This is a genomic window from Duganella alba (assembly GCF_009674495.1).
GTDB lineage: Bacteria > Pseudomonadota > Gammaproteobacteria > Burkholderiales > Burkholderiaceae_D > Rugamonas > Rugamonas alba.
In genome coordinates, this window is record NZ_WKJN01000021.1 from 62,858 (window position 1) to 88,700 (window position 25,843).

A 25,843-nucleotide genomic window follows, 5' to 3' on the forward strand; every position below is an offset into this window, starting at 1 on the left:
GGGCGCCACCACCGGCGCCCGCTGACGGTTTAATTAAAGCACATAGCGCGACAGGTCTTCGTTGACCGCCAGCGCATCCAGGCGCGCGTTCACATAGGCGGCATCGACCACGATGGTTTTGCCGCTGTCTTCGCTGGCCGTGAAGGACAGTTCTTCCAGCAGTTTTTCCATCACCGTGTACAGCCGGCGGGCGCCGATGTTTTCGGTGCGCTCATTGACCGAGTAGGCAATCTCCGCCAGGCGGGTGATGCCTTCCTGCGCGAACTCCAGCCTGACGTCTTCGGTCGCCAGCAGGGCCTCGTACTGCTTGGTCAGGCAGGCGTCGGTCGCGGTCAGGATGCGTTCGAAGTCGGCGATCGACAGCGACTCCAGTTCCACGCGGATCGGGAAGCGCCCCTGCAACTCGGGAATCAGGTCCGACGGCTTGGCCAGGTGGAACGCGCCCGAGGCGATGAACAGGATGTGGTCGGTCTTGATCATGCCGTACTTGGTGTTGACGGTCGTGCCCTCCACCAGCGGCAGCAGGTCGCGCTGCACGCCGGCGCGCGAGACATCGGCGCCGCCCACTTCCGAACGCGAGGCGATCTTGTCGATCTCGTCGAGGAACACGATGCCGTTCTGCTCGACGTTCTGGATGGCCTTCTGCTTCATCTCGTCTTCGTTGATGAGCTTGGCGGCTTCCTCGTCGATCAGGAACTTCATCGCTTCGGCGATCTTGACCTTGCGCGCCTTCTTGCGCTGCGCGCCGATGCCGGAGAACATCGACTTGATCTGCTCGGTCATTTCCTCCATGCCCGGCGGCGCCATGATTTCCATCTGCGGGCCGTTCTCGGCCAGCTCGATTTCGATTTCCTTGTCGTTCAGCTCGCCTTCGCGCAGGCGCTTGCGGAAGGTCTGACGCGTGGTGTCGTCCTTCGGCGCCTCGGCGCCCGACGGCGTGAAGCCGAAGTCGCGCGCCGGCGGCAGCAGGATGTCGAGCACGCGGTCTTCGGCGGCGTCTTCGGCGCGGGTGCGCACCTTGGCCATCTCGGACTGGCGGGTCTGCTTGACGCCGATGTCGATCAGGTCGCGGATGATGGTGTCGACGTCGCGGCCGACATAGCCCACTTCGGTGAACTTGGTGGCTTCGATCTTGATGAAGGGGGCGTCGGCCAGCTTGGCCAGGCGGCGCGCGATCTCGGTCTTGCCGACGCCGGTCGGGCCGATCATCAGGATATTTTTCGGCGTGATTTCATGGCGCAGCGGTTCTTCCACCTGCTGACGGCGCCAGCGGTTGCGCAGCGCGATGGCGACCGCCTTCTTGGCCTTGCCCTGGCCAACCACGTGTTTGTCGAGTTCGCCGACGATTTCCTGTGGAGTCATGTTCATGCTGGATCCAGTGTTTCGATGATGTGGTTCAGATTGGTGTAGATGCACAGCTCACCGGCGATGGTCAGTGACTTTTTGACGACTTCCGCCGGCGACAGTTCCGTGTTCTCGACCAGCGCCTTGGCGGCCGACTGGGCGTAGGTGCCGCCGGAGCCGATGGCGCCGACGCCGTCTTCCGGTTCCAGCACGTCGCCGTTGCCGGTGATGACCAGCGTCGATTCGCTGTCGGCCACCAGCAGCATGGCTTCCAGGCGGCGCAGCACGCGGTCGGTGCGCCAGTCCTTGGCCAGTTCGACCGAGGCGCGCAACAGATTGCCCTGGTGTTTTTCCAGCTTGCCTTCAAAGCGGTCAAGCAGGGTGAAGGCGTCGGCGGTGCCGCCGGCGAAGCCGACCAGGACTTTGCCCTGGTAGACCTTGCGCACTTTGCGGGCCGTGCCCTTCATGACGATATTGCCCAGCGTAACCTGGCCGTCGCCGCCCAGCGCTACTTCCTTGCCGCGGCGCACGCACAGGATGGTGGTGCCGTGAAATTGTTCCATAGTTACCTCAAAGTAATGATGCAGACTGCGTCAAGACTGAAAAGTGGGGCTGGAAAACGAAATTGCAAGTTAGTACTTGTGGGGATAAATTCTTGCCAAAGAAGCATAACCCAGCAGGCGCAGCAGCGCGGTGACCAGGTGGTTGACGTCACGGAAGGCGATCTTGCGGCCCGGCTCGGCGTCGGCCAGCGCCTGCAGCACGCCGTGCAGCTGGATCGCGCTCGGGTAGTCGATGCGCGTCAGGCGCGAGCAGTCGAACACCAGCGCCGGATACTGTTCAGCATACTGCCGGATGCCGGGCAGTAAAGGCCCAAGTTGATGTTCTATGATCGGCGGCAACATAAACCGGTCGGGCGAGGCCGGCACGTGTTGCGCCGGCGCCATCGCCACCTTGTGCGGCGGCGTGAACGACGGCGGCGACACCTCGAAGGTCACGCAGTAGTCCATGGCCGCGTGTTCGAATTCCTTTTCGCGGTTTTGCAGTTGCAGCAGTTCCAGCAGCAGCAGCCACGGCGCTTCGCCGTCGTCGCGGCGGCCGACCGCGATGCCGTCGCGCAGCCGCGCCGCCAGCGCCGGCGCGCCGACCAGGATCAGCTCGCGCTGGCCGGCCTGCAACTGGCGCAGCGTGGCCAGCAGCAACGTGCAGCCTTCGGCGTCCACCGCCGTCACCCGGCTGAATTCGAGCCGCAGCACCGGGCTGGCATCGGCCTGCTGGCGCAGGCGCTCCAGCTGCGCGGCGATGTGCGCGTCCAGCACGCCGGACAGCGCGGCGGTCGGCGTCAGGCCGGCCCAGCCCGGCGAGGCGGCGGCCAGCTGGGCTGGCGCCTGCCACGACGGCGGCGAGGTTTCAAAGGTGCTGGCGTAGTCGATCGACAGGTTGTCGAAGGCGTCGTGCTGGCCGCTGGCCTGGTACAGGTCGAACAGCATCCACCAGGCGCTGCGGTCGCTGTTGTGACCGCTGGTGGCGGCCACCGCCTCGGTCAGCATCTGCTGCGCCACGGCGGCCTGGCCGTTGGCGTACAGGATGGCGATCTCCTCGATCACCGGCGCGCTGTCGTCGGCGGCCGCCAGCGGCAATTCTTCGCTCAATAACAGGGTGGTGGGGAAGTCGTCCAGCACCTCATCAGCGCCGGCGATGGCGGCGGGGCGGGCCGGGCGCTGGCTGCCCCAGGCCGGTTCCGGCAGGTTGAAGATGTCGGCTTCCATCGCCGACTCGATGGCGTCGATCTTCATGGCGGTGGCGCGGGCGATCTCGCGCTGGCGCGCTTGCTGGTGCTGGCGTTCCAGTTCGCTGTTTGCGGCCAGCCGTGCCTGCTCGTCGTCGGTCAGCGGCGGCAGCGTGTCGGCTTTCTTGAAGAGAGAGAACAATCCCATCGCCATAGTGTAGCCGGAAGCGTGGCGTTTGCCGCACGATGTATCAAACGGGAAATGAAAATTTACGTAAAAAAAGCACGCGGTGTCAGGCGCGTGCTTTTTGTCGGGCGTGGACGGGATTAATCGCCGTACAGCTTCTGCTTCAGTTCGCGGCGTTGCTGGGCTTCCAGCGACAGCGTCGCGGTCGGACGGGCGATCAGGCGTGGAATGCCGATCGGTTCGCCGGTTTCTTCGCACCAGCCATAGTCGTTGGCGTCGATCGCCGCGATCGATTGCTGGACTTTCTTCAGCAGCTTGCGCTCGCGGTCGCGGGTGCGCAGTTCCAGCGCGTGTTCTTCTTCGATGGTGGCGCGGTCGGCCGGATCCGGCACCAGCACGGTTTCGCGCAGGTGTTCGGTGGTTTCGCCGGCGTTTTTCAGCAGCTCTTTTTCCAGCTGTTGCAGCTTGGCCTTGAAGAAAGCCATTTGCGCTGGGTTCATATAGTCCTTGTCATCCATCTTCAGAATTTCTTCTTCGGTCAGGATGCGCTCGGCGGCGGCGGGGGTCGATTTATTAGTTTTGGTCATAACTTCGCTTACCTTCGATACGACAGAGTTTTCAATCAAATTAATCAGCCCGAATTTTGTGGCTATTTAGCCATCCCCACAAAACCGGGATAGTTTATACCAGACATTGTTCTAAACCGCTAATAAAGATGTCTTTGGGCAGATTTTTACCTATAAATACCATTTTGCTGCCGCGAACGTCGTTTTCTCCCCATTTCGCGCCCAGGTCGCTGCCCATAATCTGGTGCACGCCCTGGAATACTACCTTGCGGTCGGCGTCCTGCATGAACAATACGCCTTTGTAGCGCAGCATGCGAGGACCGTAGACATTCACCAGGCCGCCGAGGAATTCGTCCAGCTTGGCAGTATCGAACGGACGGTTGCTCTTGAACACGAAGGCGGCGATGTCGTCGGTGTGGTGGCTGTGGTGGTGGTCGTGGTGATCATGATCGTGGCCATGGTGGTCGTGGCCGCAGTGTTCGTCGTGGACGTGGCCGTCTTCGTGGGTCTGCTCGGTCAGCAGGAAGTCCGGGTCCAGTTCCAGCTTGTCGTTCAGGTTGAAGCCTTTCAGGTCCATCACCTCGGCGATCGGCGCGCGGCCGAAGTCGGACTTGCTGATCGGCGCGCGCGGGTTGATGCGCGACAGGCGGGCGGTCAGCGCGGCCAGCTGTTCCTCGGTCACCAGGTCGGTCTTGGACAGCAGGATCTTGTCGGCGAAACCGACCTGGCGCTGGGCTTCCTCGTGCTGGTCCAGCTGGTCCATGGCATGGCGGGCGTCCACCACGGTGACCACGGCGTCGAGCATGTAGTTAGCGCCCACTTCCTCGTCAACGAAGAAGGTCTGCGCCACCGGGCCGGGATTGGCCAGGCCGGTGGTCTCGATGACCACGCGGTCGAACTGGATTTCGCCGGCTTCGCGCTTCTGCGCCAGGCTGCCGAGGGCGACGATCAGGTCGCCGCGCACGGTGCAGCAGATGCAGCCGTTGTTCATTTCCACGATCTGTTCGCCGGTGTCCTGCACCAGGATTTCGTTGTCGATGTTTTCCTGGCCGAATTCATTCTCGATGACGGCGATGCGCATGCCGTGCTCTTCCTGCAGGATGCGGTTGAGCAGCGTGGTTTTGCCGGCGCCGAGGAAGCCGGTCAGGATGGTGGTGGGAATCATGGCCATGGGTAGGTATCGTTTCAAAATGCGTTAATGCAATCGGCTGATTATGCCGGAATTTTTCGGGCGCTTGCAATTCGTCCAATTGAGCAATATCAGCACCGAGGTTCGGTAGCCCACCTTTACTTCACTTTGGCGCGCGGATGGGCTTTGTCGTAGACCTCGGCCAGGTGCTGGAAATCGAGCGCCGTGTAGACCTGGGTCGAGCTGATGCTGCTGTGGCCCAGCATTTCCTGCACCGCCCGCAGGTCGCCCGACGATTGCAGCACGTGCGAGGCGAAGGAATGGCGCAGCATGTGCGGATGCACGTGCACCGGCGCGCCGTTGGCCACGCCGTGGGCTTGCAGCCGCTGCTGGATCACGCGCGGCGTGACGCGGCTGCCGCGCGTGCTGAGGAACAGGGCGTCGCCGCCGTCGGCCGGCGCCGGCCGCACCGCCAGCCAGGCTTGCAGCGCGTCCATGGCGGCCGCGCCGACCGGCACCACGCGCCGCTTGTTGCCCTTGCCGGTGACGATCACCTCGCGGTTGCCGAGCTCCACCCAGCCGAGGCTGCTCTTGCCGGGCGTGACGTCCAGCCCGGCCAGTTCGGACACCCGCAGCCCGCTGGAATACAGCAGTTCGAACATGGCGCGGTTGCACAGCTCGATCGGTTCGGGCGCGGCGCCGGCCACCGGCCGCGACGGCGCCACCAGCTGCACGGCGTCGTCCACCGACAGCGCGCGCGGCAAGGTCTTGGCCTGTTTCGGCGCGCGCACGCCCTGCACCGGGTTGGCCGCCAGCGGCGTGTGTTCGCCGAGCCAGTTGAAAAAGCCGCGCCAGCTGGACAGCTTGCGGGCGATGGAACGGGGATCGAGTTGCTGCGCGTGCAGCCTGGCGGTCAGGCGGCGCACAGCGTGCTGGTCCAGCGCGGTCCAGTCCTGCTCGCCGGACAGCGCGGCCAGTTCCTGCAGATCGCGGGCGTAGGCGGCGGTGGTGTGCGGCGACAGCTGGCGCACGCCGCGCAGATGGGCGAGATAGGCGTCGATCCAGGCCAGCTTGCTGTCCGGCGCGGCGCCCATGATCTCAGGCTTCAGGCCAGCAGCCAGGCCAGCGCGGTGCTGGAGGTTTCGCCGATGTGGATCAGGAAATCGGTGGCCATCAGCGAGGTGAAGCGGTTGGCGTCCTGCGAACCCATGATCAGCAGGCCGAAGGCTTGCTTGTCGCCCGGCTTGCGCAGCGGGATGATGACGGTCGACACCACGGCGCTCGGGTCGTCCAGCCAGCGCACCGCCTCGAAGTCCTTGTTGGCGCCGCAGTACGGGGCCAGCAGGCTGTTGGCGAAGATGCGCGCGTCTTCCGACACGCCCTTGACGAACCATTCGTCGGCGTAGTCCGGGGCGGCGCCCCAGATCCGCAGCGTAACCTGCGGCACCTCGAAACTGTTTTTCAGGCCGCTGGCGACCGAGTGCGGCATCGAGCCGACATCTTCCGATTGCAGCAGCACCTGGGTCCAGCGGTGGAACTTGTTGGCGATGGCTTCGTTTTCCGACGCCAGGCGCATCAGGTTGCTCATGCGCAGTTCCAGCGTTTTGTATTTGTCGCGCAACACTTCCATCTGGCGTTCCTGCAGCGAGACGGCGCGGCCGGTCAGCGGACTGGCCAGTTTGATTTCACCCAGCAAGTCGGCGTGTTCTTCGAAGAATTGCGGGTGGTCGGTCAGGTACTGCGCGACGAGGGTGGAATCCAGTGGGGCGGTCATTGAGGTACTTTGTATGCGAGGTTGGTGTGCAATTCTAAACGAAAAAAAACGGACATGGTGACCCATGCCCGTCATTCCCCAACTCACGCTGGCAGTTTCTGTCGACTGCTCAGGCTTAGAAGTTGTGGTGGATACCGACGCTGTAGAAATTGAAGGTGGTGGTGGCGGTCGCTTTGCGGCGGGTGCCGTCCACGTACACATAGGTGCGCGGCGAGAAGTTGTAGTCGTAGCCCAGCGAGAATTGCTTGGTCTTGGCGATGGTCGCCACGTTGAGCACGTTGTCGGGCGTCTTGCGGCCGATACCGGCGCGTATCATGCCCGGGCCGATGTTGTAGTTGGCGCCGATCATCCAGGCCTTGGTGATCGGATTGATCGGCGCGCTGAAGTCCTGGTCCTGGCGCTGGTAGGTGGCCATCAGCTTGAGGTCGTTGATCGGCTTGTACGAGGCGCCGACCGACCACAGCTTGGTGGCCACGGCGTTGCGCTCGTAGGCGCCGTAGGCGGCAAACGGGCCCTGGGTGGCGGTGGCGCTGACCGAGTAAGGGTACTTGGCCGCCATGCTGTTGGCCGGGAACTGCGGCGCGGCGGCGGTGCCGCGGCCGATGATGATCGGGTTGTTGTTGGCCTCGCGGCTGGCCACGGTGACGTTCAGCTGGAAGATGTTGGCGATCACCGGCGTGTTGTAGAACACGGCGTTGGAGAAGCGGTTCAGCGAGTTGCCGGCCACGCTCATCGGATCGCTGGTGTAACCGGCCACCTGCAGGTCGGTCTGGTAGCCGGCCACGGCAGGCATGCCGGACCAGGGCTCGAAGGCGGTGCTGGTTTCCTGGAAGGCGGTCAGGCCGCGCCCCAGGCGCAGCGTGCCGAAGTCGCCCTGCAGGCCGACCCGGCTCTGGCCCTGGAACAGCGGACGCACGGTGTTTTCGATGACGCCGGTGTCCGGCTCGTAGCGGATTTCCAGTTGGAACAGCGCCTTCAGGCCGCTGCCCAGGTCTTCGACGCCGCGGAAGCCCAGCTTGTTGTTGTCGCGCTTGCCGACGGCGGTGATGTCGGTGTCGGTGCGGCGCGACACCCCGGCGTCCAGGGTGCCGTAAATGCTGACCGACGACTGCGCGTATGCGCCAGAGAAAACGCCCGTGAGTGCCAGAGCCACCAAAGTTTTCTTCATTTTTATTCCTTTTATAAGTGTATTTCTCATCCCCACCGCTGCCTGACCGGTTGCTAGAACCTTAATAGGTCGCTGGCGCGACGGCGCTGGAATGGTCGAGTGGAACGGCTTGTTTTGGTCGAAAGCCGCAGAACCAGGGCTTATTGTTGTATTTTCGAAACGTTTATCCGCCGTGTTATCGGGGCCGTCCGGGGCCTTGTTTGCTTTCGTCCGGGCATCAAAACAGCTCTAGCGTACAGGCGGGGGTGGGGGGCGTCGCTTGTGGCAGATCAATCCGGGCGCGCATATTGTTTAGCGTGTGGCGCGGATGGCACGCTACACTAGGATACAAATGGCGCCGCAGACCGCACAGCGGCGCCCCCCGCTTCGATGACTTGCACGCAGAGATAATGGCCAATCGAGAAGAGTTAGGGATCATCAGGGGCGCCCGCGCCGGAGACGCGGATTGCCAACTGGCGCTGGGCAAGCTGTACCTGTTCGGTGGCGCCAGCCTGCCGCGTAATGTGCCGACCGCGCTGCACTGGCTGGAGCGCGCCGCGCGCCAGGAGCGCGACGAGGCGTGGCGCCTGATCGGCAGCCATATTCCCGTTGAAGTGGCCCGCCACTGCGCCCCCGACGTGCTGCGCTGGTATCAGCGCGCCTGCGACGAGGGCATCGCGGCGGCCGGGCAGGTGCTGGCCGAGCTGGCGCGGCCGCCCGCGCCGGCGCCCTTGTGCCAGCACAGCGTGGCGCCGCCGCCATCACGCCCGTCCACGTTGCAGCGTTCGCCGTCATCGCCGTTGCATGGCGACCACGCGCTGACCGCGCAACAGCAGGCGCAGCTGGACCAGTTGTGGCAGCAAAGCCACGCGGCGTTTCTGCAACAGGCGCGTCCCTTGCTGCGGCCGCTGCTGGCCGCCGCGCCGGCCGACGCCGAAGCGGCGCGCATGGCCGACTGGCAGCCGGCGCCGCAACTGCTGGCATTGCTGGCGCGCTGCGCCGAACTGCTGGCGCCGGCCGACAGCGACGCCGCATTGCAGCAGTGCCGCGAACTGGCGGCCTACGGCGGCGAGCGCAACGCCCAGCTGGCGCTGGGCCTGTGGTTTGCGCGCATGGATGGCGAAGGCAAGCGCCAGAGCCAGGGCATTGCCGCCGTCAACTTCAAGCGCGCCATCCGCTGGCTGACGCTGGCCGGCGAGCAGGGGCTGGCGGAAGCGTGGTTCGCGCTGTCGCGCATCTATCTGAAACCGGAATTTTCGCAGCGCTGCGTGGCCGAGGCGCAAGGCTATCTGGAGCGGGCGGCCGAGATGGGCCATTGCGGCGCGCAGCTGGAGTGCGGCATCTACGCCTGGCGCAACCGCCGCACCGACGCGCACAGCGACGTGCGCGCCGCCTACTGGCTGCAGAAGGCCGCCGCGCAGGGCTGCCCGGGAGCGGAAGCCGCGCTGGAGCGGGTGGCGTGCGTGGCCAAGGAAGCGGACTGGATCACCAGCATCGTCACCTGCCTGACGCGGGAACTGCTGGAAAGCCAGCCTTTGCTGGCGGCGCGGCTGGAGCTGGCCGCGCTGTTCGGCCTGAGCCGGGCGGAAGCGTTATTGCTGGATGTGAAGGCTGCCGACCAGGGCCATTGCCTGGTGGTGGATATCCGTGCCAGCTATGGCCGCAGCAAGCGCCGCCTGGTGCTGCTGCGCACGGCGCGCGAGCGGCAGGCGCTGGACCGCATCGTGCGCCTGTTTGAAGCCATCGACAGCGGACCGGACGGCTGGGAAGGCAACTACCGCCAGCGCCTGTACCGGCTCAAGACCTGGCTGCCGGCGGGCGTGGCGGACGAGTTGCTGGCCGCTGCCTGAAGCACGGCTTAAATCTCGATTTCACCTTCGAACACCGTCACCGCGGGGCCGGTCAGCCAGACCGGCTGGCCTTCGCCCTCCCAGCTGATCGACAGCTGGCCGCCGCGCGCGTCGATGCGCACCGGGCTGTCCAGCAGGCCGCGGCGGATGCCGGCCACCGCCGCCGCGCAGGCGCCGGTGCCGCAGGCCAGCGTTTCGCCGACGCCGCGCTCGAACACGCGCAGCCTGACGTGCTGGCGGTCGATGATCTGCATGAATCCCGCGTTGACGCGGTTCGGGAAACGCACGTGGTGCTCGATCAGCGGGCCGGTCAGCTCCACCGGCGCGGCGTCGACATCATCGACCACCTGCACCGCGTGCGGATTGCCCATCGACACCGCCGAAATCAGCACGCTTTCACGGGCGCCGCCCAGTTCCAGCACCAGCGGCCACAGCGTGTCGCGGCCTTGCGGCTCGCCCTGCAGGCCGTCGGCGTCGAACGGCACGCGGCCCGGTTCCAGGATCGGCGCGCCCATGTCGACGGTGATGCTGCCGTCCGCCTCCAGGCGCGGCGCGATGACGCCGGCCTTGGTCTGCACGGTGATGCTGCGCTGGTCGGTCAGGCCCTTCTCCGAGACGAACTTGACGAAGGCGCGCGAGCCGTTGCCGCACTGCTCGACCTCGCCGCCGTCGGCGTTGAAGATGCGGTAGCGGAAATCGCAGCCGGCCTCGGTCGGCTTTTCCACCAGCAGGATCTGGTCGGCGCCGACGCCGAAGCGGCGGTCGCCCAGCAGCTTCCACTGCGCTGGCGTGAAGTCGATGTGCTGGTTGACGCCGTCGATGACGACGAAGTCATTGCCGGCGCCGTGCATTTTGGTGAATTTGAGTTTCATGGGCGGTTTATTTTTTGCTGTACAGCGAAGGCTCGCCGTTCGGGCGGGTCTTGAAACGTTTGTGGGTCCAGAAATATTCGGCCGGGGCTTCGCGCACGCGCTCCTCGATGAACTGGTTCATGCGGCGGGTGGCGGCCACCATGTCGTCGCCCGGGTAATTGTCCCACACCGGGTAGAATTTCACACGCCATCCCTGGTAATTCGGCAGGAAGGTGGCGATCACCGGCATCACCTGCGCGCCGGTGGTGGCGGCGATGCGGGCGGTGGCGGTCAGCGTGGCCGCCTCGACGCCGAAGAAGGGCACGAACTCGGCATCCTTTTCGCCGAAATCCATGTCCGGCAGCATGAAGTAGGGCAGCTTGTCGCGCAGCGCGCGCAGGATGGGCTTGATGCCATCCTGGCGCGTGAACAGCTTGACCGGCTTGAAGCGGGCGCGGCCGGCGCGCAGCACCTGGTCGAAGGCGGCGTTCTTCTGCGTCACGTACATCGACGAGGCGCTCGCTTCCATGGCGATCGAGGCGCCGGCCACGTCCAGGCAGACAAAGTGCGGACACAGCAGGATGGTCGGCTTGTCCGTCATCTCGGCGACGGGAATCACGCCGTTCGGGTCGATCCGGATCAGGCGTTTCAGGCGCGCTTCCGGCGCCCACCACAGCACCGCGCGTTCCCACACGCTGCGCGAGTAGGCCTGGAAGTGGCGGTGGGCGATGTCCACCCGTTCGGCTTCCGTCAGCTCCGGCAGGCACAGGCGCAGATTGGTCAGCGCGATGTGACGGCGCGAGCGCAGCGTCGCAAACAACAAGGTGCCGATGGCGTCGCCGAAGCGGCCCAGCAGCGGCAATGGCAGCCAGTGCAGCAGCCACATCAATCCCAACGTCAGTTTCATGCGTGTTCTCCCGCCACCGGTGCGGCTATGCCGTGCGGCACCTTGTAGCGGTTATAGCTCCAGTAATATTGCGACGGATTGCGGGCGATCAGGCGCTCCATGGCGCTGTTGATCGCTTGCGCCTGGGCGGCGTTGTCGCCGTCCAGCGTGCCGTCAAAGGGCACGAAGCGTACCACATAGCCGCGTCCGCCCGACAGCCGCTCGGCGTAGGTGATGATGACGGTGGCGTCGCCCAGCAGGGCCAGCTTGGCCGGCAAGGTCATCGAATAGGCATCGCGGCCGAAGAACTTGGCCCACACGCCTTCGCCTTCCTGCGGCACCTGGTCGGGCAGCACGCCGACCGGCTGGCCCTTCTTGAGGAACTTGGCCAGCATGCGCACGCCGGACATGGTGGCCGGCGCCAGCAGCAGGTTCTTGCGCGCGCGGGCGCCTTCGATCAGCGGCTTGAGCGCGGCTTTTTTCGGCGGCCGGTACATCACCATCAGTTCGGTGCGCAGGGCGATTTCCTGGGCGACGATTTCAAAGCAGCCCAGGTGTGGCGTCATGAACACAATGCCGCGGCCGGCGTCCAGCTCGGTCTGCACCAGTTCCCAGTTTTCCAGGGTGGCGTGGCGCGACACGCGGGCCGGATCGGCGCACCAGATGAAGGGCAGCTCGAACATGCTTTTGCCGGCTTCGGCCACGGCGGCCGACAGGTACTGGCTGTAGCCGGCCTGCGCCATGTTGTCGCGCATGCGGCGGCGGTAGGACGGCGAGGCCCAGTACACCAGCCAGCCCAGCGCGGCGCCGGCCGCGTGCAGGAAGGACAGGGGGAAAATCGAGAGAAAACGGAAGATGGGAACCAGCATGAGAAAATTCTGCCCTGTGTTAGAAGCAAGCTTTTTTAAAAAAGCGTAAAATACCACGTTAAGTAGTAACCGCTGAGTTAATGACAACTTGCGATGCGGGATATAAATATCGCTAAAGCGTCGCAAGCCGTGTTGGTATGCGACCGTTTCTCAAACCATATCAGGAGCTTGCGATGTCTAATGATTATCTTTTCACCTCGGAATCCGTTTCGGAAGGTCACCCAGACAAGGTTGCTGACCAGATTTCCGACGCCATCCTTGACGCGATTCTGGCCCAGGACCCAAAAGCCCGTGTAGCAGCCGAAACGCTGTGCAACACCGGCCTGGTCGTGCTGGCAGGTGAAATCACCACCCACGCCAATGTCGACTACATCGGTGTCGCCCGCGAAACCATCAAACGCATCGGCTACGACAACACCGACTACGGCATCGACTACCGCGGCTGCGCCGTGCTGGTGGCTTACGACAAGCAATCGCCGGACATCGCCCAGGGCGTGGACGAAGGCGCCGGCCTCGATCTGGACCAGGGCGCTGGCGACCAGGGCCTGATGTTCGGCTACGCCTGCGATGAAACCGCCGAGCTGATGCCCGCCGCGATCCACTACGCGCACCGCCTGGTCGAGCGCCAGTCGCAGCTGCGCAAGGACGGCCGCCTGCCATGGCTGCGTCCGGATGCCAAGTCGCAAGTCACGCTGCGTTACGTCAACGGCCGTCCGGTCGCGGTGGACACCGTGGTGCTGTCGACCCAGCATGCGCCGGAAATGCTGCACAAGCAAATTGAAGAAGCGGTGATCGAAGAGATCATCAAGCCGGTGCTGCCGAAAGAGTGGCTGCAAGACACCAAATACCTGGTCAACCCGACCGGCCGTTTCGTCATCGGCGGCCCGCAGGGCGACTGCGGCCTGACCGGCCGCAAGATCATCGTCGACACCTACGGCGGCGCATCGCCGCACGGCGGCGGCGCGTTCTCGGGCAAGGATCCGTCGAAGGTGGACCGTTCGGCGGCCTACGCGGCGCGTTATGTGGCCAAGAACGTGGTGGCGGCTGGTCTGGCGCGCCAGTGCCAGGTGCAGGTGTCGTACGCCATCGGCGTGGCGCGTCCGATCAACATCACCGTGTACACCGAAGGCACCGGCGTGATCCCGGACGACAAGATCGCCCAGCTGGTGATGGAGCACTTCGACCTGCGTCCGAAAGGCATCGTGCAGATGCTGGACCTGCTGCGTCCGATCTACGCCAAGACCGCCGCCTACGGCCACTTCGGCCGCGAAGAGCCGGAATTCAGCTGGGAGCGCACCGACAAGGCCGCCATCCTGCGCGACGCAGCCGGCCTGAAGTAATCGCCCCGCATGAAGCCAAGCGCCCCGGACTCCGGGGCGTTTTTATTTGGGCCGCGCAGGCGGCGGCGGCGGCGGTTTGGGCGGCAAATATCGACGGTGGAAATCGTCATCCATGATGGTTCCTTCTCAGCGTTATGCGATGGTTATTGATTTGTTGAGCTTGTCTTGCACATTGACGCGTATTTTTTCCGTCAATAGCAGGTCGTGCTGCAATTTGCTGTATTCGCTGCCGTATTTGTCGCGCAAGCCCAGTAATTTCTTCTCAAATTCGGTAATGGAAAATGAGGGATTGACCTTCATGCGAACAACCAGGCTTTCAACATTGACGGCTAACAACGTCAAACCGGTGGCGGCAGTTGCATGGCGGTTGACCTTTTCCGCGACCGATAATTGTCTGGATACGATAGCCAGCAATGCGCTGGCAGACGTAAATACAGGCCATAGAAAAGTATAGTCGCTGTTTTTCCAGAATACGAGGCCGGCCAGCGCACCACCGCCGGACGAGACGGCGACCGCAATCTTGGTGATGCTGTCCAGCCAGGTCCAGCGCGCCAGCAATGCTCTTTCTATCCCAGCGGTATAGCGGACGTTGTACAGCAAGTCATGCGCCTCGTCCCAGATGGCGTCGCGTGGATCGGTCTCCATGATGCGCTCATGTGCAAAAAATCCACTATAGGATGACGCCGGCGCCAGGCCTCTGCGCCAGCGCAAACGGCAGGATTGTTGTCGCCTTCCGGGCTTAACGATGCTAAAATGCACGTTCCGAGGAGCGCTGCGACGAACTAGCTTTCGCCAGGCTCGGAGATCCAAACCGCGCTCACGTTACTTTTTTCAACACATGAAAGGAGGGCGTGATGAACGCCGTACTCAAAACCGCTCAAGACTACCTGGTCGCCGACATCTCCCTGGCGCCATGGGGCAACAAAGAAATCAAGATCGCCGAAACCGAAATGCCTGGCCTGATGGCGATCCGCGAGGAATTCGCCGCCGCCCAGCCGCTCAAAGGCGCACGCATCACCGGTTCGCTGCACATGACCATCCAGACCGCCGTGCTGATCCAGACGCTGGAAGCGCTGGGCGCCGACGTCCGCTGGGCGTCGTGCAACATCTACTCGACCCAGGACCACGCCGCCGCCGCCATCGCCGCCGCCGGCACCCCGGTGTTCGCCATCAAGGGCGAAACCCTGGACGAATACTGGGACTACACCCACCGCATCTTCGAGTGGCCAGCCGACGCCTCGGGCAACCCGGTCTACTCGAACATGATCCTGGACGACGGCGGCGACGCCACCCTGCTGCTGCACCTGGGCGCCCGCGCTGAAAAAGACATCTCGGTGCTGGCCGCGCCTGGCTCGGAAGAAGAAATCTGCCTGTTCAACGCCATCAAGGCCCACCTGGCGATCGACCCGGCCTGGTACTCCAAGCGTCTGCCGCACATCCTGGGCGTGACCGAAGAGACCACCACCGGCGTGCACCGCCTGTACCAGATGCACAAGGAAGGCAAGCTGGCCTTCCCGGCCATCAACGTCAACGACTCCGTCACCAAGTCGAAATTCGACAACCTGTACGGCTGCCGCGAATCGCTGGTCGACGGCATCAAGCGCGCCACCGACGTGATGATCGCCGGCAAGGTCGCCGTCATCGCCGGTTACGGTGACGTCGGCAAGGGCTCGGCCCAGGCCATGCGCGCGCTGTCGGCGCAAGTGTGGGTGACCGAGATCGATCCGATCTGCGCACTGCAGGCCGCGATGGAAGGCTACCGCGTCGTGACCATGGACTACGCTGCCGAACACGGCGACATCTTCGTCACCTGCACCGGCAACTACCACATCCTGACCGAAGCGCACATGCTCAAGATGAAGGATCAGGCCATCGTCTGCAACATCGGCCACTTCGACAACGAGATCGACGTCGCCGCGCTGAAGAAATACACTTGGGAAAACATCAAGCCGCAGGTCGATCACGTGATCTTCCCATCGGGCAAGCGCATCATCCTGCTGGCCGAAGGCCGCCTGGTGAACCTGGGTTGCGGCACGGGTCACCCGTCGTACGTGATGTCGTCGTCGTTCGCCAACCAGACCATCGCCCAGATCGAGCTGTACGCCAACACCGCCAAGTACCCGGTCGGCGTGTACGTGCTGCCGAAGCATCTGGACGAAAAAGTGGCGCGCCTGCAGTTGAAAAAACTGAACGCGCAGCTGACCGTGCTGACCCAGGAGCAGGCCGACTACATCGGCGTGACGCAGGAAGGTCCGTACAAGCCAGATCACTACCGTTATTAATCGTTAAGGGCGGGGCCGCTGGCCCCGCTTTTTTTGCAGCGAGAACTTCTTATGCGTTTGGTCCTTACCTGGTTAATCAATGCAGTTGCCTTGCTGGCAGTGCCTTACCTGATGCATTCCGTCGATGTCACAAGCATAGGCGCAGCCCTCGTCGCGGCTCTTGTACTGGGCCTGGTCAATACGCTGATACGACCTGTGCTGCTGTTGCTGACGTTGCCCGTGACCTTGTTGTCGCTGGGCCTGTTCATCTTCATCGTCAACGGCTTCATGTTCTGGCTGGTGGCGCAATGGGTGGATGGTTTCCACGTTGACAGCTTCCTGTCCGCCGTCGGTGGCGCCGTGTTGTACAGCATTATTTCCTGGGCTCTGTCTACCTTACTTTTGAAGAACTCAGATGGATAATCCGAATTTCAGTATCGAATTTTTTCCGCCGAAAACGGCGGAAGGCGCGGAAAAGCTGCGCGTCACGCGCGCCAAGCTGTCCGAGCTGAAGCCTAAATATTTCTCCGTGACCTTCGGCGCTGGCGGCAGCACGCAGCGCGGCACGCTGGACACGGTGGTCGAGATCCTGGCCGCCGGCGAGCAGGCCGCGCCGCACCTGTCCTGCGTGGGCGGCACGCGCGAGTCGATCCGCGAGATCCTCAGCGAGTTCAAGTCGCACGGCATCAAGCGCATTGTGGCGCTGCGCGGCGATCTGCCGAGCGGCTATGGCGCGGCGGGCGAGTTCCGCTATGCGAACGAGCTGGTGGAGTTCATCCGCCAGGAGACGGGCGACTGGTTCCACATCGAAGTGGCGGCGTATCCGGAAGTGCACCCGCAGGCCAAGTCGCCGCAGGATGACTTGCTGGCGTTCGAGCGCAAGATCAAGGCCGGTGCGAATGCGGCGATCACGCAGTATTTTTATAATGCGGATGCGTATTTCCAGTTTGTCGAGCAGACCCGCAAGCTGGGGATTGATGTGCCGATCGTGGCGGGCATCATGCCGATTACGAATTACACGCAGCTGATGCGTTTTTCGGACATGTGCGGCGCCGAGATTCCGCGTTGGGTGCGGTTGAAGCTGGCCAGTTTTGGCGATGATTCGGTGTCGATCAAGGCCTTTGGGCTGGATGTGGTGACGGCGTTGTGCGAACGGTTGCTGCAGGGTGGGGCGCCGGGGTTGCACTTCTATAGCATGAACCAGGCGGCGGCGACGACAGCGTTGTGGCAACGCTTGGTCTAACCCCCGAACCTACCCCTGTCGCTCCTTCACAACTTGAGTGAGCCAACCCGCAAACCGGAGACGTGGGGTCTGACCCAGGGGCAGGTCAGGGGCTTCGCCCCGCCGGCCCAGTGGGCCGGCCCCCTGCTGGCCGCAGTGCGGGTTGAAGGCCGCTGATTTCGGTGAGCACGCAGTCCAGCGCCACATCGTGTGCGTCCGCGGCGAAAGCGATTTGCAAGCTGCTGTATGCGATGCCGAGTGCGCGCGGCCGGGGTTGCCGCGCCAACGTGCGATCATAGAATCCGCCGCCATATCCCAGCCGGTAGCCCTCCGGGTTAAATCCCAGACAAGGCACCAGCAACGCCGGCGGATACGCCGCCTGCAGCCGCAAATCAGCCGGCACCGCCACCCCCATGGCATCCTTGACCATGGCCTCGCCAATCCGCCACTCCGCGAACTCCAGCGCCGCATCCTTCCGCACCACCACCGGCAGCAGCAACCGCGCACCCAGACGCTCCAGCTCCGCATACGCCGCATGCAAATCCGGCTCGTCGCGCAACGGCCAATACACACCCAGCGCCGGCGGCCGCGCCGCCTTCCACCACGCCACCACCTGTTCGCCAATCGCCCGGTCCCAGGCCGCGCGCGCGGTGCCGTCAAGAGCGCGCCGCGCGGTCAGGAGCTGCCTGCGCAAATCCGCCTTCTGTACTGGTGAGACGGACGCGCTGCGTGGTATTCTAGGGTCGCTGGTCATATTTGGTTCAAGACTTTAGAGAGTTTCACAGTGATTTCTGCTTCGAAATGGATTGCCGGCGCCTTGGTCGTTGCCTTCACCACGTTTGCCCACGCCGACGACATCAGCGCAGACAGCCGCAGGGACGACGATTCCTTCCTGCTGCTGCGCGACGCTGTACGCCAGGACGACGCCAGCAAAGTGGATTTCTACGCCGCCCGCCTGACCAGCTATTCCATTCCGTCCTACGTCGATTATTATCGGCTGAAATCCCGCCTGAAGGATGTCACCGCGCCGGAAATCCGCGATTTTTTCCAGCGCTACCAAGGCCAGGCCATCGTCGACCGCCTGCGTAACGACTGGCTGCTGGAACTGGGCCGCAAGCGCGACTGGGCCACCTTTGACGAACAGTATCCGCTGTTCGTGCTGAACGACGACACCCAGGTCAAATGCTACGCGCTGATCTCGCGCGCGCTCAAGGGCCAGAAGGTCGCCGACGAAGCGCGCGCCTTGCTGACCGCGCCCAGCGTCTACGGCCAGCCGTGCGCCGATTTGATCGCCACCCTGTACCAGAACGGCCAGTTCACCACCGACGACCTGTATGCGCAATTGCGCCTCTCGGGCGAGCACAATGCCACCGGCCAGGCGCGCCGCATCGTCGCGCTGCTGGACGGCCCGGAAAAGAAAGCCGTGCAGGCGGTGGACCTGCCGACGCTGGCCGTCGCCAAGGGTATCGGCGCCGGCAAGGTCGAACACCAGATCTACATCGTCGCCATCGGCCGCCTGGCCAAGACCAGCACCAAGCTGGCGGTGCTGGCGTTGAACAAGGCTTCGCCGAAAATGACGCCGCAGGAACAGCAGCAGGGCTGGGCCGCGATCGCGCTGCAATCGTCGTACACGCTGGCGCCGGAAACCACCGACTACTGGAAGCGCGCCAACGGCGCCCCGCTGTCGATCGACCAGATTCAGTGGAAGACCCGCATCGCGCTGCGCAACGGCGACTGGCGCCAGGTGGAAAACAATATCCGCGCCATGCCGGCATCGCTGCGCAGCGAACAGACCTGGGTCTACTGGCTGGCCCGCGCGCTGATGGCGCGTGACGGCGTCACCAGCCAGCCCACCGGCGAAGCGCTGCAACTGTTCCGCAGCATCTCGGACCAGTCCAACTACTACGGCCAGCTGGCGCTGGAGGAATCCGGCAAGCTGATTACGATTCCTGCAGCCGGCGCGCCGATCACGCCGGCGGAAATCGCGCCGATCGCGGCCAACCCCAACTTCCAGCGCGCGCTGAAGTTCTTCAACATGCGCCTGCGTTTCGAAGGCACGCGTGAATGGAACTGGGGCCTGCGCGGCCTGAGCGAACGCGAACACCTGGCCGCCGCCGAATACGCACGCCAGAACAATATCCTCGACCGCATGGTCAATACCTCGGAGCGCACGCGCATCCAGGTCGACTACACGCAGCGCTTCCCGTCGCCGCACAACGATGTCATGCATCCGGCCACGCAGACGCTGGGCCTCGACAAGGCCTGGGTATATGGCCTGATCCGGCAAGAGTCGCGCTTCATCATGGATGCGCAGTCGCACGTTGGCGCTTCGGGCCTGATGCAGGTGATGCCATCCACCGGCCGCTGGGTGGCCAAGAAGATCGGCCTGACCGATTTCGCGCAGGAGATGCTGAGCGACGTCCGCTACAACATCATGCTGGGCACGAACTACCTGAACATGGTGCTGGGGAATATGGACGGCAACGAGGTGCTGGCCACCGCCGCCTACAACGCCGGGCCGGGCCGCCTGCGCACCTGGCGCGCCACGCTGACCAAGCCGATGGACAGCACCGTCTTCATCGAGTCGATTCCATATGTCGAGACGCGCACTTACGTCAAGAACGTGATGTCGAATTCCACCTACTACGCGGCGCTGTTTGAAGGGCGGCCGCAGTCGCTGAAGGCGCGCCTGGGCACCGTCGCACCGAAAGGCTACACAGAAGCGGAAGAGCAGGAAACCAGCTTCGTTCCGCGCTGATTGTTCACCATACAGGACGTACCACCATGCAGACTACCAAACTTGATCCCAGCCTGACGCAAACCCTGGAAGCGGCGCGTTCGCCTGGCCTGACGCTGGTCATCGGGAATAAAAATTATTCATCGTGGTCGATGCGGCCGTGGGTGGCGATGGTCGCCTTCGGCATTCCGTTCCAGGAAGTGCGCGTGCTGCTGGACCGCGAAGACACCGCCAACCGCATTTGCAGCTACTCGGCCTCCGGCCGCGTGCCGGTGCTGCTGGCCGGCGACGAGATGACCATCTGGGACAGCATGGCCATCTGCGAATATCTGGCCGAGCAGTTCCCCGAGCTGCATCTGTGGCCGCAGGACGTGGCGGCGCGCGCCATCGCGCGCTCGGTATGCGCCGAGATGCACGCCGGCTTCAGCGACCTGCGCAACTCGATGTCGATGAATATCCGCGGCAGCTATCCTGGCAAGGGCCGCACGCCGGGCACCCAGGCCGATATCGGCCGTATCAGCGAAATCTGGGAAGAGTGCCTGTCGCGCTTCGGCCATCACCAGTTCCTGTTCGGCGAGTTCTCGCTGGCCGACGCCTTCTACGCGCCGGTGGTGCTGCGCTTCCGCACCTATGGCGTAACGCTGGCGCCGGCGCTGGACGCCTACTGCCAGCGCGTGCTGGCCCATCCTGCGGTGGCGCGCTGGGTCAGCGAGGCGCTGGCCGAAACCGAAACGGCGCCCAAGCACGACGCCGACATGCCGGATTGAGATGATGCGTACTTATGTTGTCGGCGGCGCGGTGCGCGACGCGCTGCTTGGTTTGCCGGTCAAGGACCATGACCACGTAGTGGTCGGCGCCACGCCGGATGAAATGATCGCCAAGGGCTTCCGTCCGGTGGGCAAGGACTTCCCGGTGTTCCTGCATCCGAAAACGCAGGAGGAATACGCGCTGGCGCGCACCGAGCGCAAAACCGCGCCGGGCTACAAGGGTTTTGTGTTCCACACCTCGGCCGACGTCACGCTGGAAGAAGATCTGGTGCGGCGCGACCTGACCATCAACGCCATCGCCCGCGCCGACGACGGCACGCTGACCGATCCGTATGGCGGCCAGCGCGATATCGAACAGCGCGTCTTCCGCCATGTGTCAGATGCCTTCGCTGAAGATCCGGTACGCATCCTGCGCCTGGCGCGGTTCGCCGCGCGCTTCAGCGACTTTACCGTGGCGTCGGAAACCAATGCGCTGATGAAGCAGATGGTGGCACAGGGCGAAGTCGATGCGCTGGTGCCGGAACGCGTGTGGCAGGAACTGTCGCGCGGGCTGATGGAAGCCAAGCCGTCGCGCATGCTGGAAGTGCTGCGCGACTGTGGCGCGCTGGCGCGCATCCTGCCGGAGGTGGATGTGCTGTTCGGCGTGCCGCAGCCGGAGAAATGGCATCCCGAAATCGACACCGGCGTCCACGTGCTGCAAGTGATCGACTGCTCGGCCAGGTTGGAACGCGAACTGCCGGTGCGTTTCGCCTGCATGATGCACGACCTGGGCAAGGGCGTGACGCCGTCCGACAAATGGCCCTCGCACCACGGCCACGAAGACCTGGGCGTCAAGCTGGTGGAGAATGTATGCAAACGCCTGCGCGTACCGACCGAGTGCCGCGACCTGGCGGTGATGACGGCGCGCGAGCATGGCAACGTGGGACGTGGCTTGCAACTGCGCGCCAACACCATCGTCAAGCTGCTGGAGCGCTGCGACGCTTTCCGCAAGCCGGTGCGCTTCGTGCAGATGCTGCAAGCGACCGAGTGCGATGCGCGCGGCCGCATCGGCCCAAGCGGCAGTTATGCCGATGCGCCGTTCCCGCAGATGGCGGTTCTGGAAACCGCGTTGGCGGCGGCGCGCGGGGTCAATGCCGGCGAGATCGCACAAGCCTGCGCCGGGCAGCCGCAGCGCATTCCCGAGCGCGTCCACGCGGCACGCGTTTCCGCCGTCAAGCTGGCGCTCAAGCTGGTCGATGACGATCAGTCGCCTGAATGAATTCCTCCGACCTGTTCCAGAATCCGCTGCGCCGTTGGGGTAAGCACCGCAACGGCAAGCGGCCGACGGTACTGGTCAAGGAACTGCGCGAGCGCGACCGCCGCCGCATGCTGCGGCATTTCCTGGAGCTGGAGGACAGTGATCGCCTGCTGCGCTTCGGCTCCGTGCTGCCGGATGAACAGGTCACCAACTACGTCAACGGTATCGCTTTCTCGCGCGACATGGTGTTCGGCGTCTACAACCGGGTATTCAAGCTGGTCGCCGTCGGCCACCTGGCGTTTGCGCCGCGCGACGAATCGAGCACGGTCACCGACAAGGAACGGGTGGCGGAGTTCGGCGTCTCGGTCAGCCGCTCGGCGCGCGGCCTGGGCGTCGGCTCGCGGCTGTTCGAGCGCGCCGCCATCCACTGCCGCAACAACGACGTGGACACGCTGTATATGCACTGCCTGTCGTCCAACAAGACCATGATGCACATCGCGAAAAAAGCCGGCATGGAAATCCATCGCGATTATGGTGAAGCCGACGCCTATCTCAAATTGCTGCCGGCCGATCCCACCAGCATGCTGCAGGAGGCCCTGCACGAACAGTTCGCGGTGCTGGACTACACCTACAAAGCCAACAAGCGCATCGCCGTCAAATGGCTGGGGCGCCTCATTGGCCGAAAATAACCCGGCCGAAAATAATTTAAGCATTCTTAGAACCTTCGCCACATTGGCCGGAATACACGGCCAGACTAGATGTGCAAGCAAAGGTTCTACATTCCGTGTGGTCGATCCCTGAGTTCTATGGACGGCAGCTCCTGCTGCTGCTCGTGCTGTCCCCCGTGCTGGAGGAGGTGGTGGTGCGCGCGGGCTTGCAGGAGTGGCTGATGCGGCGCGCGCCGCAGGCGGTGGCGCCGCCGGTGCTGGTGTCGGCGGCGACCTTCGGCCTGCTGCACCTGCGCTCCGGCTGGCCGCATTCGCTGGCGGTGACCATACCGGGGCTGGCGCTGGCGCTGCTGTACCAGCGTACCCGCAGCTGGCGCTGGTGCGCCGTCGCCCATAGTGCCATGAACGCGTTTGCCATCTCAGTCTGCGGTCTATAACTTCAACTGGAGAGTGGCATGAATCGATTGATAGCGCGGGTGGCGTCGGCCGCCCTGCTGTTTGGCCTGGCATGGCAAGGAGCGCATGCAGCGGACGCCTTGAACGGCAAGAGCCTGTACCTGAATGGCCCGGTGAGCGGGGGCGCGACCTGCGCTTCCTGTCACGGCCCAACGCCGGCCAATAACGTCAACGGCATCCTGGCTGCGGCCAACCAGCCGTCGGTCATCTCCAACGCCTTCGCCGCCAACCTGGGCGGTATGGGCAGCCTGTTCAGCGGCAAATTCTCGGCGGCGGAAATCGCCGACCTGGCGGCCTTCATCGGTAATCCGAGTGTGACGGCAGCGCCGGCGGCATCGCTGGCGCCGACCACGCTGACCTTCAGCGGCGCCAACATCGGCCAGGTCAGCGCGCCGTTGTCGGCCACGCTGACCAACACCGGCAACGCCGCGCTGAACATCGGCACCATCGGCATCGGCGGTGCGGCGGCGGCAGATTTCGCGCTGGGCAGCGGCAGCTGCGCCAACGGCGCGTCCATCGCGGCCGGCGCCAATTGCACCGTGCAGGCGACCTTCAAACCCACGGCGGCCGGCGCGCGCGCGGCCACGCTGACCATCACCCACAACGCCACCGGCGGCAGCAGCGTCGTGACGCTGAACGGCACCGGCAACGCGACGCCGCAGGCGACCATCGCGCTGTCGGCGGCCAGCGTCGATTTCGGCAAGCTGCTGACCGGTACGGCGTCGGCGGTGTCGACCATCACCGTCACCAACAGTGGCCAGGCGGCGCTTAACTTCACCGGCATCACGCTGGGCGGCGCCAACGCCGGCATCATCACGCGCGGCGGCAGCTGCGCTGTCGGCACTGCGGTGGCGGCGGGCGGCAACTGCACGGTGACCCTGCAGGCAACGCCAACCAGCGCCGGCGCCATTGTCGCCAGCCTGACATTCGCATCGAACGCCTCCAACGGTGGCGGTACGGCCACGGTCAACCTGACCGGCACCGCCGCAGCACCGGCGCCTGCTTTGAGCGCCACGCCTTCCGCCGTGGCCTTCGGCTCGCAAACCATCGGCGCGGCCGCTGTCTCGCAGGCGATCACGCTGGCGAATACCGGCAACGTGGTGCTGAACATTGGCAGCGTTGGCGTGACCGGTTCGCCAGCGGTCACCCTGAGCAACAGTAACTGCGGCACGACGCTGGCGGTCGGCGCCAATTGCGTCGCCACCGTGAGCTTTGCGCCGACCGTGGAAGGCGCGGTCACCGCCACGCTGGCAGTGGCATCGAATGCGCCAGCGCTGCAAGTGGGTATTACCGGCACCGGCACCACGCAAGCGACGGCCAAGCCGATGCTGTCGGAAACCGGTCCGATCGCCTTCGCTGATACGCAGGTCGGCAGCAGCGCCGCCGAACACACGACGACGCTGGGTAACACCGGCAACGCCGCGTTGAAGATCTCGACGTTGACGCTGGGCGGCAGCCAGCCGGGCGACTTCGTTGTCGGCGGCACCTGCGCGGCCGGCGCTTCGGTCAGTTCCGGCGCCACCTGCACCATCACCACCGCCTTCAAGCCGACGGCGGCCGGCGCCCGCAGCGCGGACCTGATGCTGGTGACCGACAGCGGCGCCCAGTTCCATCTGGCGCTGAACGGTAATGGCGTGGCTGTGGTGGTCACCGCACCATCGCTGACGATCAATCCACAGAGCTTCGACTACGGTTCGGTGACGATCGGCGCTGCCGCAGCCACCCGCCGCTTCACGCTGACCAATAGCGGCGCCGCAGCGGTGACGCTGTCGGCGGCCACCTTCAGTGGTCCATTCGCTGTCGTGGCGGACAGCACCGGCTGCGCCGCGTTCCCGGTGACCCTGCAAGCCGGCGCGTCGTGCGACCTGGTGATCGGCTACGCACCCACCAATGCGGGCGCCAGCAACGGCACCGCGACCATCCAGGCCAGCAACGGCGGCCCGAGCTGGAATATCGCGCTGAGCGGCCAGGGTGTGACCGCGATGCCGAACGCAGCGCCATCCAACCATGGCGGCGGCGGTTGCTCCGCTTCGCAGGACGTGACCGATCCTACGCTGGCAGCGCTGCTGGTGCTGTCGCTGTTCGTCATCGTATGGCGTCGTCGTAAAGGAGACGTGAAATGAAATGGAAGATGCTGATGCTTGCCGCCGCGCTGGCGGCATCCTCTGCCCAGGCGCTGGAGAAAGGCGCTCCGGCGCCGCAGTTCGACCTGCCGGGCGTGGACGGCGCAATCAAGCTGGCCAAGCTGCAGGGGAAAGTGGTGTACGTCGATTTCTGGGCCTCATGGTGCGGACCATGCCGCCAGTCCTTCCCGTGGATGAACGAGATGCAGGCCAAGTATGGCGCCAAGGGCCTGCAGATCGTTGGCGTCAACGTCGACGCCAAGAGCGATGATGCGCGCCAGTTCCTGACCGCGACGCCGGCGCGCTTCGCCATCGCCTTCGATCCGCAGGGCGCCACGCCGCGCAACTACGGCATCAAGGGCATGCCGAGCAGCGTGCTGATAGGGCCGGACGGCAAGGTGCTGCTGGAGCATTCCGGTTTCCGCGAGGCCGATCGCGCCGAACTGGAAAGCAAAATCCAGTCCGCGCTGGGAGCCGTCAAATGAAGGCCGCACTGTCTGTGATGCTGTTGGCTGCACTGAGCGGCTGCGCCTCGCTCGGCAATGTGCAGCCATGGGAGAAGGGTACGCTTGCGCGCAGTGAGATGACCTTCAAGGACAGCACTTTGTTCAACCGCTACGACGACCATATCTACACCAGCCGCGAAGCCTCGTCCGGCGGCGCCGGTGTGGGCGGCGGCGGTTGCGGCTGCAATTGAAAG

Annotated in this window: 26 protein-coding genes and 1 riboswitch; of the genes, 13 read left to right on the top strand and 13 right to left on the bottom strand. The window is 64.3% G+C overall.

Going from position 1 to position 25,843, the window contains the following annotated elements:
• Positions 1-33: 33 nt before the first annotated feature.
• From hslU to GJ695_RS19710, 8 genes are all read right to left on the bottom strand, one after another.
• On the bottom strand, positions 34-1,368 hold the full coding sequence (gene hslU, locus GJ695_RS19675) for an ATP-dependent protease ATPase subunit HslU (protein ID WP_154367682.1): 1,335 nt from the start codon (positions 1,366-1,368) through the stop codon (positions 34-36).
• The gene (gene hslV, locus GJ695_RS19680) at positions 1,365-1,907 is read right to left on the bottom strand and encodes an ATP-dependent protease subunit HslV (protein ID WP_090189186.1); all 543 of its coding nucleotides are present in this window, start codon (positions 1,905-1,907) and stop codon (positions 1,365-1,367) included. The genes hslU and hslV overlap by 4 nt, the downstream gene beginning before the upstream one ends.
• 69 nt (positions 1,908-1,976) lie before the next feature.
• Entirely contained in the window at positions 1,977-3,281 is a 1,305-nt protein-coding gene (locus GJ695_RS19685; RefSeq protein ID WP_154367756.1) for an STAS domain-containing protein, read from the bottom strand.
• Between the two features lie 119 nt (positions 3,282-3,400).
• The gene (gene dksA / locus GJ695_RS19690) at positions 3,401-3,847 is read right to left on the bottom strand and encodes an RNA polymerase-binding protein DksA (RefSeq protein ID WP_110846272.1); all 447 of its coding nucleotides are present in this window, start codon (positions 3,845-3,847) and stop codon (positions 3,401-3,403) included.
• A gap of 94 nt (positions 3,848-3,941) precedes the next feature.
• Complete coding sequence (locus GJ695_RS19695; protein WP_154367684.1) at positions 3,942-4,997, bottom strand: CobW family GTP-binding protein; 1,056 nt, start codon at positions 4,995-4,997, stop codon at positions 3,942-3,944.
• 116 nt (positions 4,998-5,113) lie between these two features.
• On the bottom strand, positions 5,114-6,049 hold the full coding sequence (xerC, locus tag GJ695_RS19700; protein WP_154367686.1) for a tyrosine recombinase XerC: 936 nt from the start codon (positions 6,047-6,049) through the stop codon (positions 5,114-5,116).
• A gap of 11 nt (positions 6,050-6,060) precedes the next feature.
• Complete coding sequence (locus GJ695_RS19705; protein WP_154367688.1) at positions 6,061-6,729, bottom strand: DUF484 family protein; 669 nt, start codon at positions 6,727-6,729, stop codon at positions 6,061-6,063.
• A gap of 115 nt (positions 6,730-6,844) precedes the next feature.
• A complete protein-coding gene (locus GJ695_RS19710; RefSeq protein ID WP_154367690.1) occupies positions 6,845-7,897 on the bottom strand; it encodes a porin in 1,053 nt (350 codons plus the stop codon).
• Between the two features lie 389 nt (positions 7,898-8,286).
• On the opposite strand from GJ695_RS19710, the gene GJ695_RS19715 reads away from it, so the two are divergent.
• Entirely contained in the window at positions 8,287-9,726 is a 1,440-nt protein-coding gene (locus GJ695_RS19715; RefSeq protein WP_154367692.1) for a tetratricopeptide repeat protein, read from the top strand.
• Between the two features lie 8 nt (positions 9,727-9,734).
• Here the strand turns inward: GJ695_RS19715 and dapF are convergent, their stop codons facing one another.
• The 3 genes from dapF to GJ695_RS19730 are packed head-to-tail and all read right to left on the bottom strand — an operon-like array spanning position 9,735 to position 12,332.
• Entirely contained in the window at positions 9,735-10,598 is an 864-nt protein-coding gene (gene dapF, locus GJ695_RS19720; protein WP_154367694.1) for a diaminopimelate epimerase, read from the bottom strand.
• Between the two features lie 7 nt (positions 10,599-10,605).
• Positions 10,606-11,484, bottom strand: a complete 879-nt coding sequence (locus GJ695_RS19725; protein WP_154367696.1) for an LpxL/LpxP family acyltransferase — start codon at positions 11,482-11,484, stop codon at positions 10,606-10,608.
• Positions 11,481-12,332, bottom strand: a complete 852-nt coding sequence (locus tag GJ695_RS19730) for a lysophospholipid acyltransferase family protein (protein ID WP_154367698.1) — start codon at positions 12,330-12,332, stop codon at positions 11,481-11,483. Before GJ695_RS19730 ends, GJ695_RS19725 begins: the two co-directional genes overlap by 4 nt.
• Before the next feature lie 173 nt (positions 12,333-12,505).
• Here GJ695_RS19730 and metK point away from each other — a divergent pair, with 173 nt between their 5' ends.
• Positions 12,506-13,672 (top strand): methionine adenosyltransferase, encoded by a 1,167-nt coding sequence (gene metK / locus GJ695_RS19735; protein ID WP_154359681.1) that lies wholly within the window; start codon positions 12,506-12,508, stop codon positions 13,670-13,672.
• Positions 13,673-13,804: 132 nt separating this feature from the next.
• On the opposite strand, the gene GJ695_RS19740 is transcribed toward metK, so the two are convergent.
• Positions 13,805-14,317 carry a hypothetical protein gene (locus GJ695_RS19740; protein WP_154367700.1) on the bottom strand — a complete coding sequence of 171 codons (513 nt, stop codon included), beginning with the start codon at positions 14,315-14,317 and terminating at the stop codon, positions 13,805-13,807.
• 113 nt (positions 14,318-14,430) lie between these two features.
• Positions 14,431-14,498: riboswitch (S-adenosyl-L-homocysteine riboswitch) on the top strand.
• Positions 14,499-14,526: 28 nt separating this feature from the next.
• On the opposite strand from GJ695_RS19740, the gene ahcY reads away from it, so the two are divergent.
• From ahcY to metF, 3 genes are read left to right on the top strand one after another with little or no spacing between them, the layout of a single operon-like run.
• Positions 14,527-15,954, top strand: coding sequence for an adenosylhomocysteinase (gene ahcY / locus GJ695_RS19745; protein ID WP_154367702.1), 1,428 nt, complete (start codon positions 14,527-14,529; stop codon positions 15,952-15,954).
• Between the two features lie 51 nt (positions 15,955-16,005).
• Positions 16,006-16,356 carry a phage holin family protein gene (locus tag GJ695_RS19750; RefSeq protein WP_154367704.1) on the top strand — a complete coding sequence of 117 codons (351 nt, stop codon included), beginning with the start codon at positions 16,006-16,008 and terminating at the stop codon, positions 16,354-16,356.
• Entirely contained in the window at positions 16,349-17,176 is an 828-nt protein-coding gene (gene metF, locus GJ695_RS19755; protein ID WP_154367707.1) for a methylenetetrahydrofolate reductase [NAD(P)H], read from the top strand. Before GJ695_RS19750 ends, metF begins: the two co-directional genes overlap by 8 nt.
• A gap of 85 nt (positions 17,177-17,261) precedes the next feature.
• Here metF and GJ695_RS19760 read toward each other — a convergent pair whose 3' ends face one another.
• Positions 17,262-17,909: a 5-formyltetrahydrofolate cyclo-ligase gene (locus GJ695_RS19760; RefSeq protein ID WP_154367709.1), complete on the bottom strand. Its 648-nt coding sequence runs from the start codon at positions 17,907-17,909 to the stop codon at positions 17,262-17,264.
• Positions 17,910-17,939: 30 nt separating this feature from the next.
• Here GJ695_RS19760 and GJ695_RS19765 point away from each other — a divergent pair, with 30 nt between their 5' ends.
• From GJ695_RS19765 to GJ695_RS19800, 8 genes are all read left to right on the top strand, one after another.
• Positions 17,940-19,913 carry a lytic transglycosylase domain-containing protein gene (locus GJ695_RS19765; RefSeq protein WP_166455010.1) on the top strand — a complete coding sequence of 658 codons (1,974 nt, stop codon included), beginning with the start codon at positions 17,940-17,942 and terminating at the stop codon, positions 19,911-19,913.
• A 26-nt stretch (positions 19,914-19,939) separates the two neighbouring features.
• Positions 19,940-20,659, top strand: a complete 720-nt coding sequence (locus GJ695_RS19770) for a glutathione S-transferase family protein (protein ID WP_154367711.1) — start codon at positions 19,940-19,942, stop codon at positions 20,657-20,659.
• A gap of 4 nt (positions 20,660-20,663) precedes the next feature.
• Entirely contained in the window at positions 20,664-21,917 is a 1,254-nt protein-coding gene (locus GJ695_RS19775) for a multifunctional CCA addition/repair protein (protein WP_154367760.1), read from the top strand.
• Complete coding sequence (locus tag GJ695_RS19780) at positions 21,914-22,585, top strand: GNAT family N-acetyltransferase (protein WP_154367713.1); 672 nt, start codon at positions 21,914-21,916, stop codon at positions 22,583-22,585. The genes GJ695_RS19775 and GJ695_RS19780 overlap by 4 nt, the downstream gene beginning before the upstream one ends.
• A gap of 95 nt (positions 22,586-22,680) precedes the next feature.
• Positions 22,681-23,001 (top strand): JDVT-CTERM system glutamic-type intramembrane protease MrtJ, encoded by a 321-nt coding sequence (mrtJ, locus tag GJ695_RS19785; RefSeq protein ID WP_371866580.1) that lies wholly within the window; start codon positions 22,681-22,683, stop codon positions 22,999-23,001.
• An 18-nt stretch (positions 23,002-23,019) separates the two neighbouring features.
• Positions 23,020-25,143 (top strand): choice-of-anchor D domain-containing protein, encoded by a 2,124-nt coding sequence (locus GJ695_RS19790; RefSeq protein ID WP_154367715.1) that lies wholly within the window; start codon positions 23,020-23,022, stop codon positions 25,141-25,143.
• Positions 25,140-25,628: a TlpA family protein disulfide reductase gene (locus GJ695_RS19795; RefSeq protein ID WP_166455009.1), complete on the top strand. Its 489-nt coding sequence runs from the start codon at positions 25,140-25,142 to the stop codon at positions 25,626-25,628. Before GJ695_RS19790 ends, GJ695_RS19795 begins: the two co-directional genes overlap by 4 nt.
• Positions 25,625-25,840 carry a DUF4266 domain-containing protein gene (locus GJ695_RS19800; protein ID WP_154367717.1) on the top strand — a complete coding sequence of 72 codons (216 nt, stop codon included), beginning with the start codon at positions 25,625-25,627 and terminating at the stop codon, positions 25,838-25,840. Before GJ695_RS19795 ends, GJ695_RS19800 begins: the two co-directional genes overlap by 4 nt.
• The last annotated feature ends 3 nt before the right edge of the window (positions 25,841-25,843 follow it).

Coding starts and splice junctions, on each gene's coding strand:
- GJ695_RS19695 (WP_154367684.1), bottom strand. CDS start 4,997: ATGGCCATGATTCCCACCACCATCCTGACCGGCTTCCTCGGCGCCGGC.
- hslU (WP_154367682.1), bottom strand. CDS start 1,368: ATGAACATGACTCCACAGGAAATCGTCGGCGAACTCGACAAACACGTG.
- GJ695_RS19715 (WP_154367692.1), top strand. CDS start 8,287: ATGGCCAATCGAGAAGAGTTAGGGATCATCAGGGGCGCCCGCGCCGGA.
- GJ695_RS19740 (WP_154367700.1), bottom strand. CDS start 14,317: ATGGAGACCGATCCACGCGACGCCATCTGGGACGAGGCGCATGACTTG.
- GJ695_RS19795 (WP_166455009.1), top strand. CDS start 25,140: ATGAAATGGAAGATGCTGATGCTTGCCGCCGCGCTGGCGGCATCCTCT.
- GJ695_RS19710 (WP_154367690.1), bottom strand. CDS start 7,897: ATGAAGAAAACTTTGGTGGCTCTGGCACTCACGGGCGTTTTCTCTGGC.
- dapF (WP_154367694.1), bottom strand. CDS start 10,598: ATGAAACTCAAATTCACCAAAATGCACGGCGCCGGCAATGACTTCGTC.
- GJ695_RS19790 (WP_154367715.1), top strand. CDS start 23,020: ATGAATCGATTGATAGCGCGGGTGGCGTCGGCCGCCCTGCTGTTTGGC.
- GJ695_RS19705 (WP_154367688.1), bottom strand. CDS start 6,729: ATGACCGCCCCACTGGATTCCACCCTCGTCGCGCAGTACCTGACCGAC.
- GJ695_RS19725 (WP_154367696.1), bottom strand. CDS start 11,484: ATGAAACTGACGTTGGGATTGATGTGGCTGCTGCACTGGCTGCCATTG.
- GJ695_RS19800 (WP_154367717.1), top strand. CDS start 25,625: ATGAAGGCCGCACTGTCTGTGATGCTGTTGGCTGCACTGAGCGGCTGC.
- GJ695_RS19775 (WP_154367760.1), top strand. CDS start 20,664: ATGCGTACTTATGTTGTCGGCGGCGCGGTGCGCGACGCGCTGCTTGGT.
- GJ695_RS19770 (WP_154367711.1), top strand. CDS start 19,940: ATGCAGACTACCAAACTTGATCCCAGCCTGACGCAAACCCTGGAAGCG.
- GJ695_RS19730 (WP_154367698.1), bottom strand. CDS start 12,332: ATGCTGGTTCCCATCTTCCGTTTTCTCTCGATTTTCCCCCTGTCCTTC.
- ahcY (WP_154367702.1), top strand. CDS start 14,527: ATGAACGCCGTACTCAAAACCGCTCAAGACTACCTGGTCGCCGACATC.
- metK (WP_154359681.1), top strand. CDS start 12,506: ATGTCTAATGATTATCTTTTCACCTCGGAATCCGTTTCGGAAGGTCAC.
- GJ695_RS19760 (WP_154367709.1), bottom strand. CDS start 17,909: ATGACCAGCGACCCTAGAATACCACGCAGCGCGTCCGTCTCACCAGTA.
- GJ695_RS19685 (WP_154367756.1), bottom strand. CDS start 3,281: ATGGGATTGTTCTCTCTCTTCAAGAAAGCCGACACGCTGCCGCCGCTG.
- dksA (WP_110846272.1), bottom strand. CDS start 3,847: ATGACCAAAACTAATAAATCGACCCCCGCCGCCGCCGAGCGCATCCTG.
- GJ695_RS19750 (WP_154367704.1), top strand. CDS start 16,006: ATGCGTTTGGTCCTTACCTGGTTAATCAATGCAGTTGCCTTGCTGGCA.
- metF (WP_154367707.1), top strand. CDS start 16,349: ATGGATAATCCGAATTTCAGTATCGAATTTTTTCCGCCGAAAACGGCG.
- xerC (WP_154367686.1), bottom strand. CDS start 6,049: ATGGGCGCCGCGCCGGACAGCAAGCTGGCCTGGATCGACGCCTATCTC.
- GJ695_RS19780 (WP_154367713.1), top strand. CDS start 21,914: ATGAATTCCTCCGACCTGTTCCAGAATCCGCTGCGCCGTTGGGGTAAG.
- hslV (WP_090189186.1), bottom strand. CDS start 1,907: ATGGAACAATTTCACGGCACCACCATCCTGTGCGTGCGCCGCGGCAAG.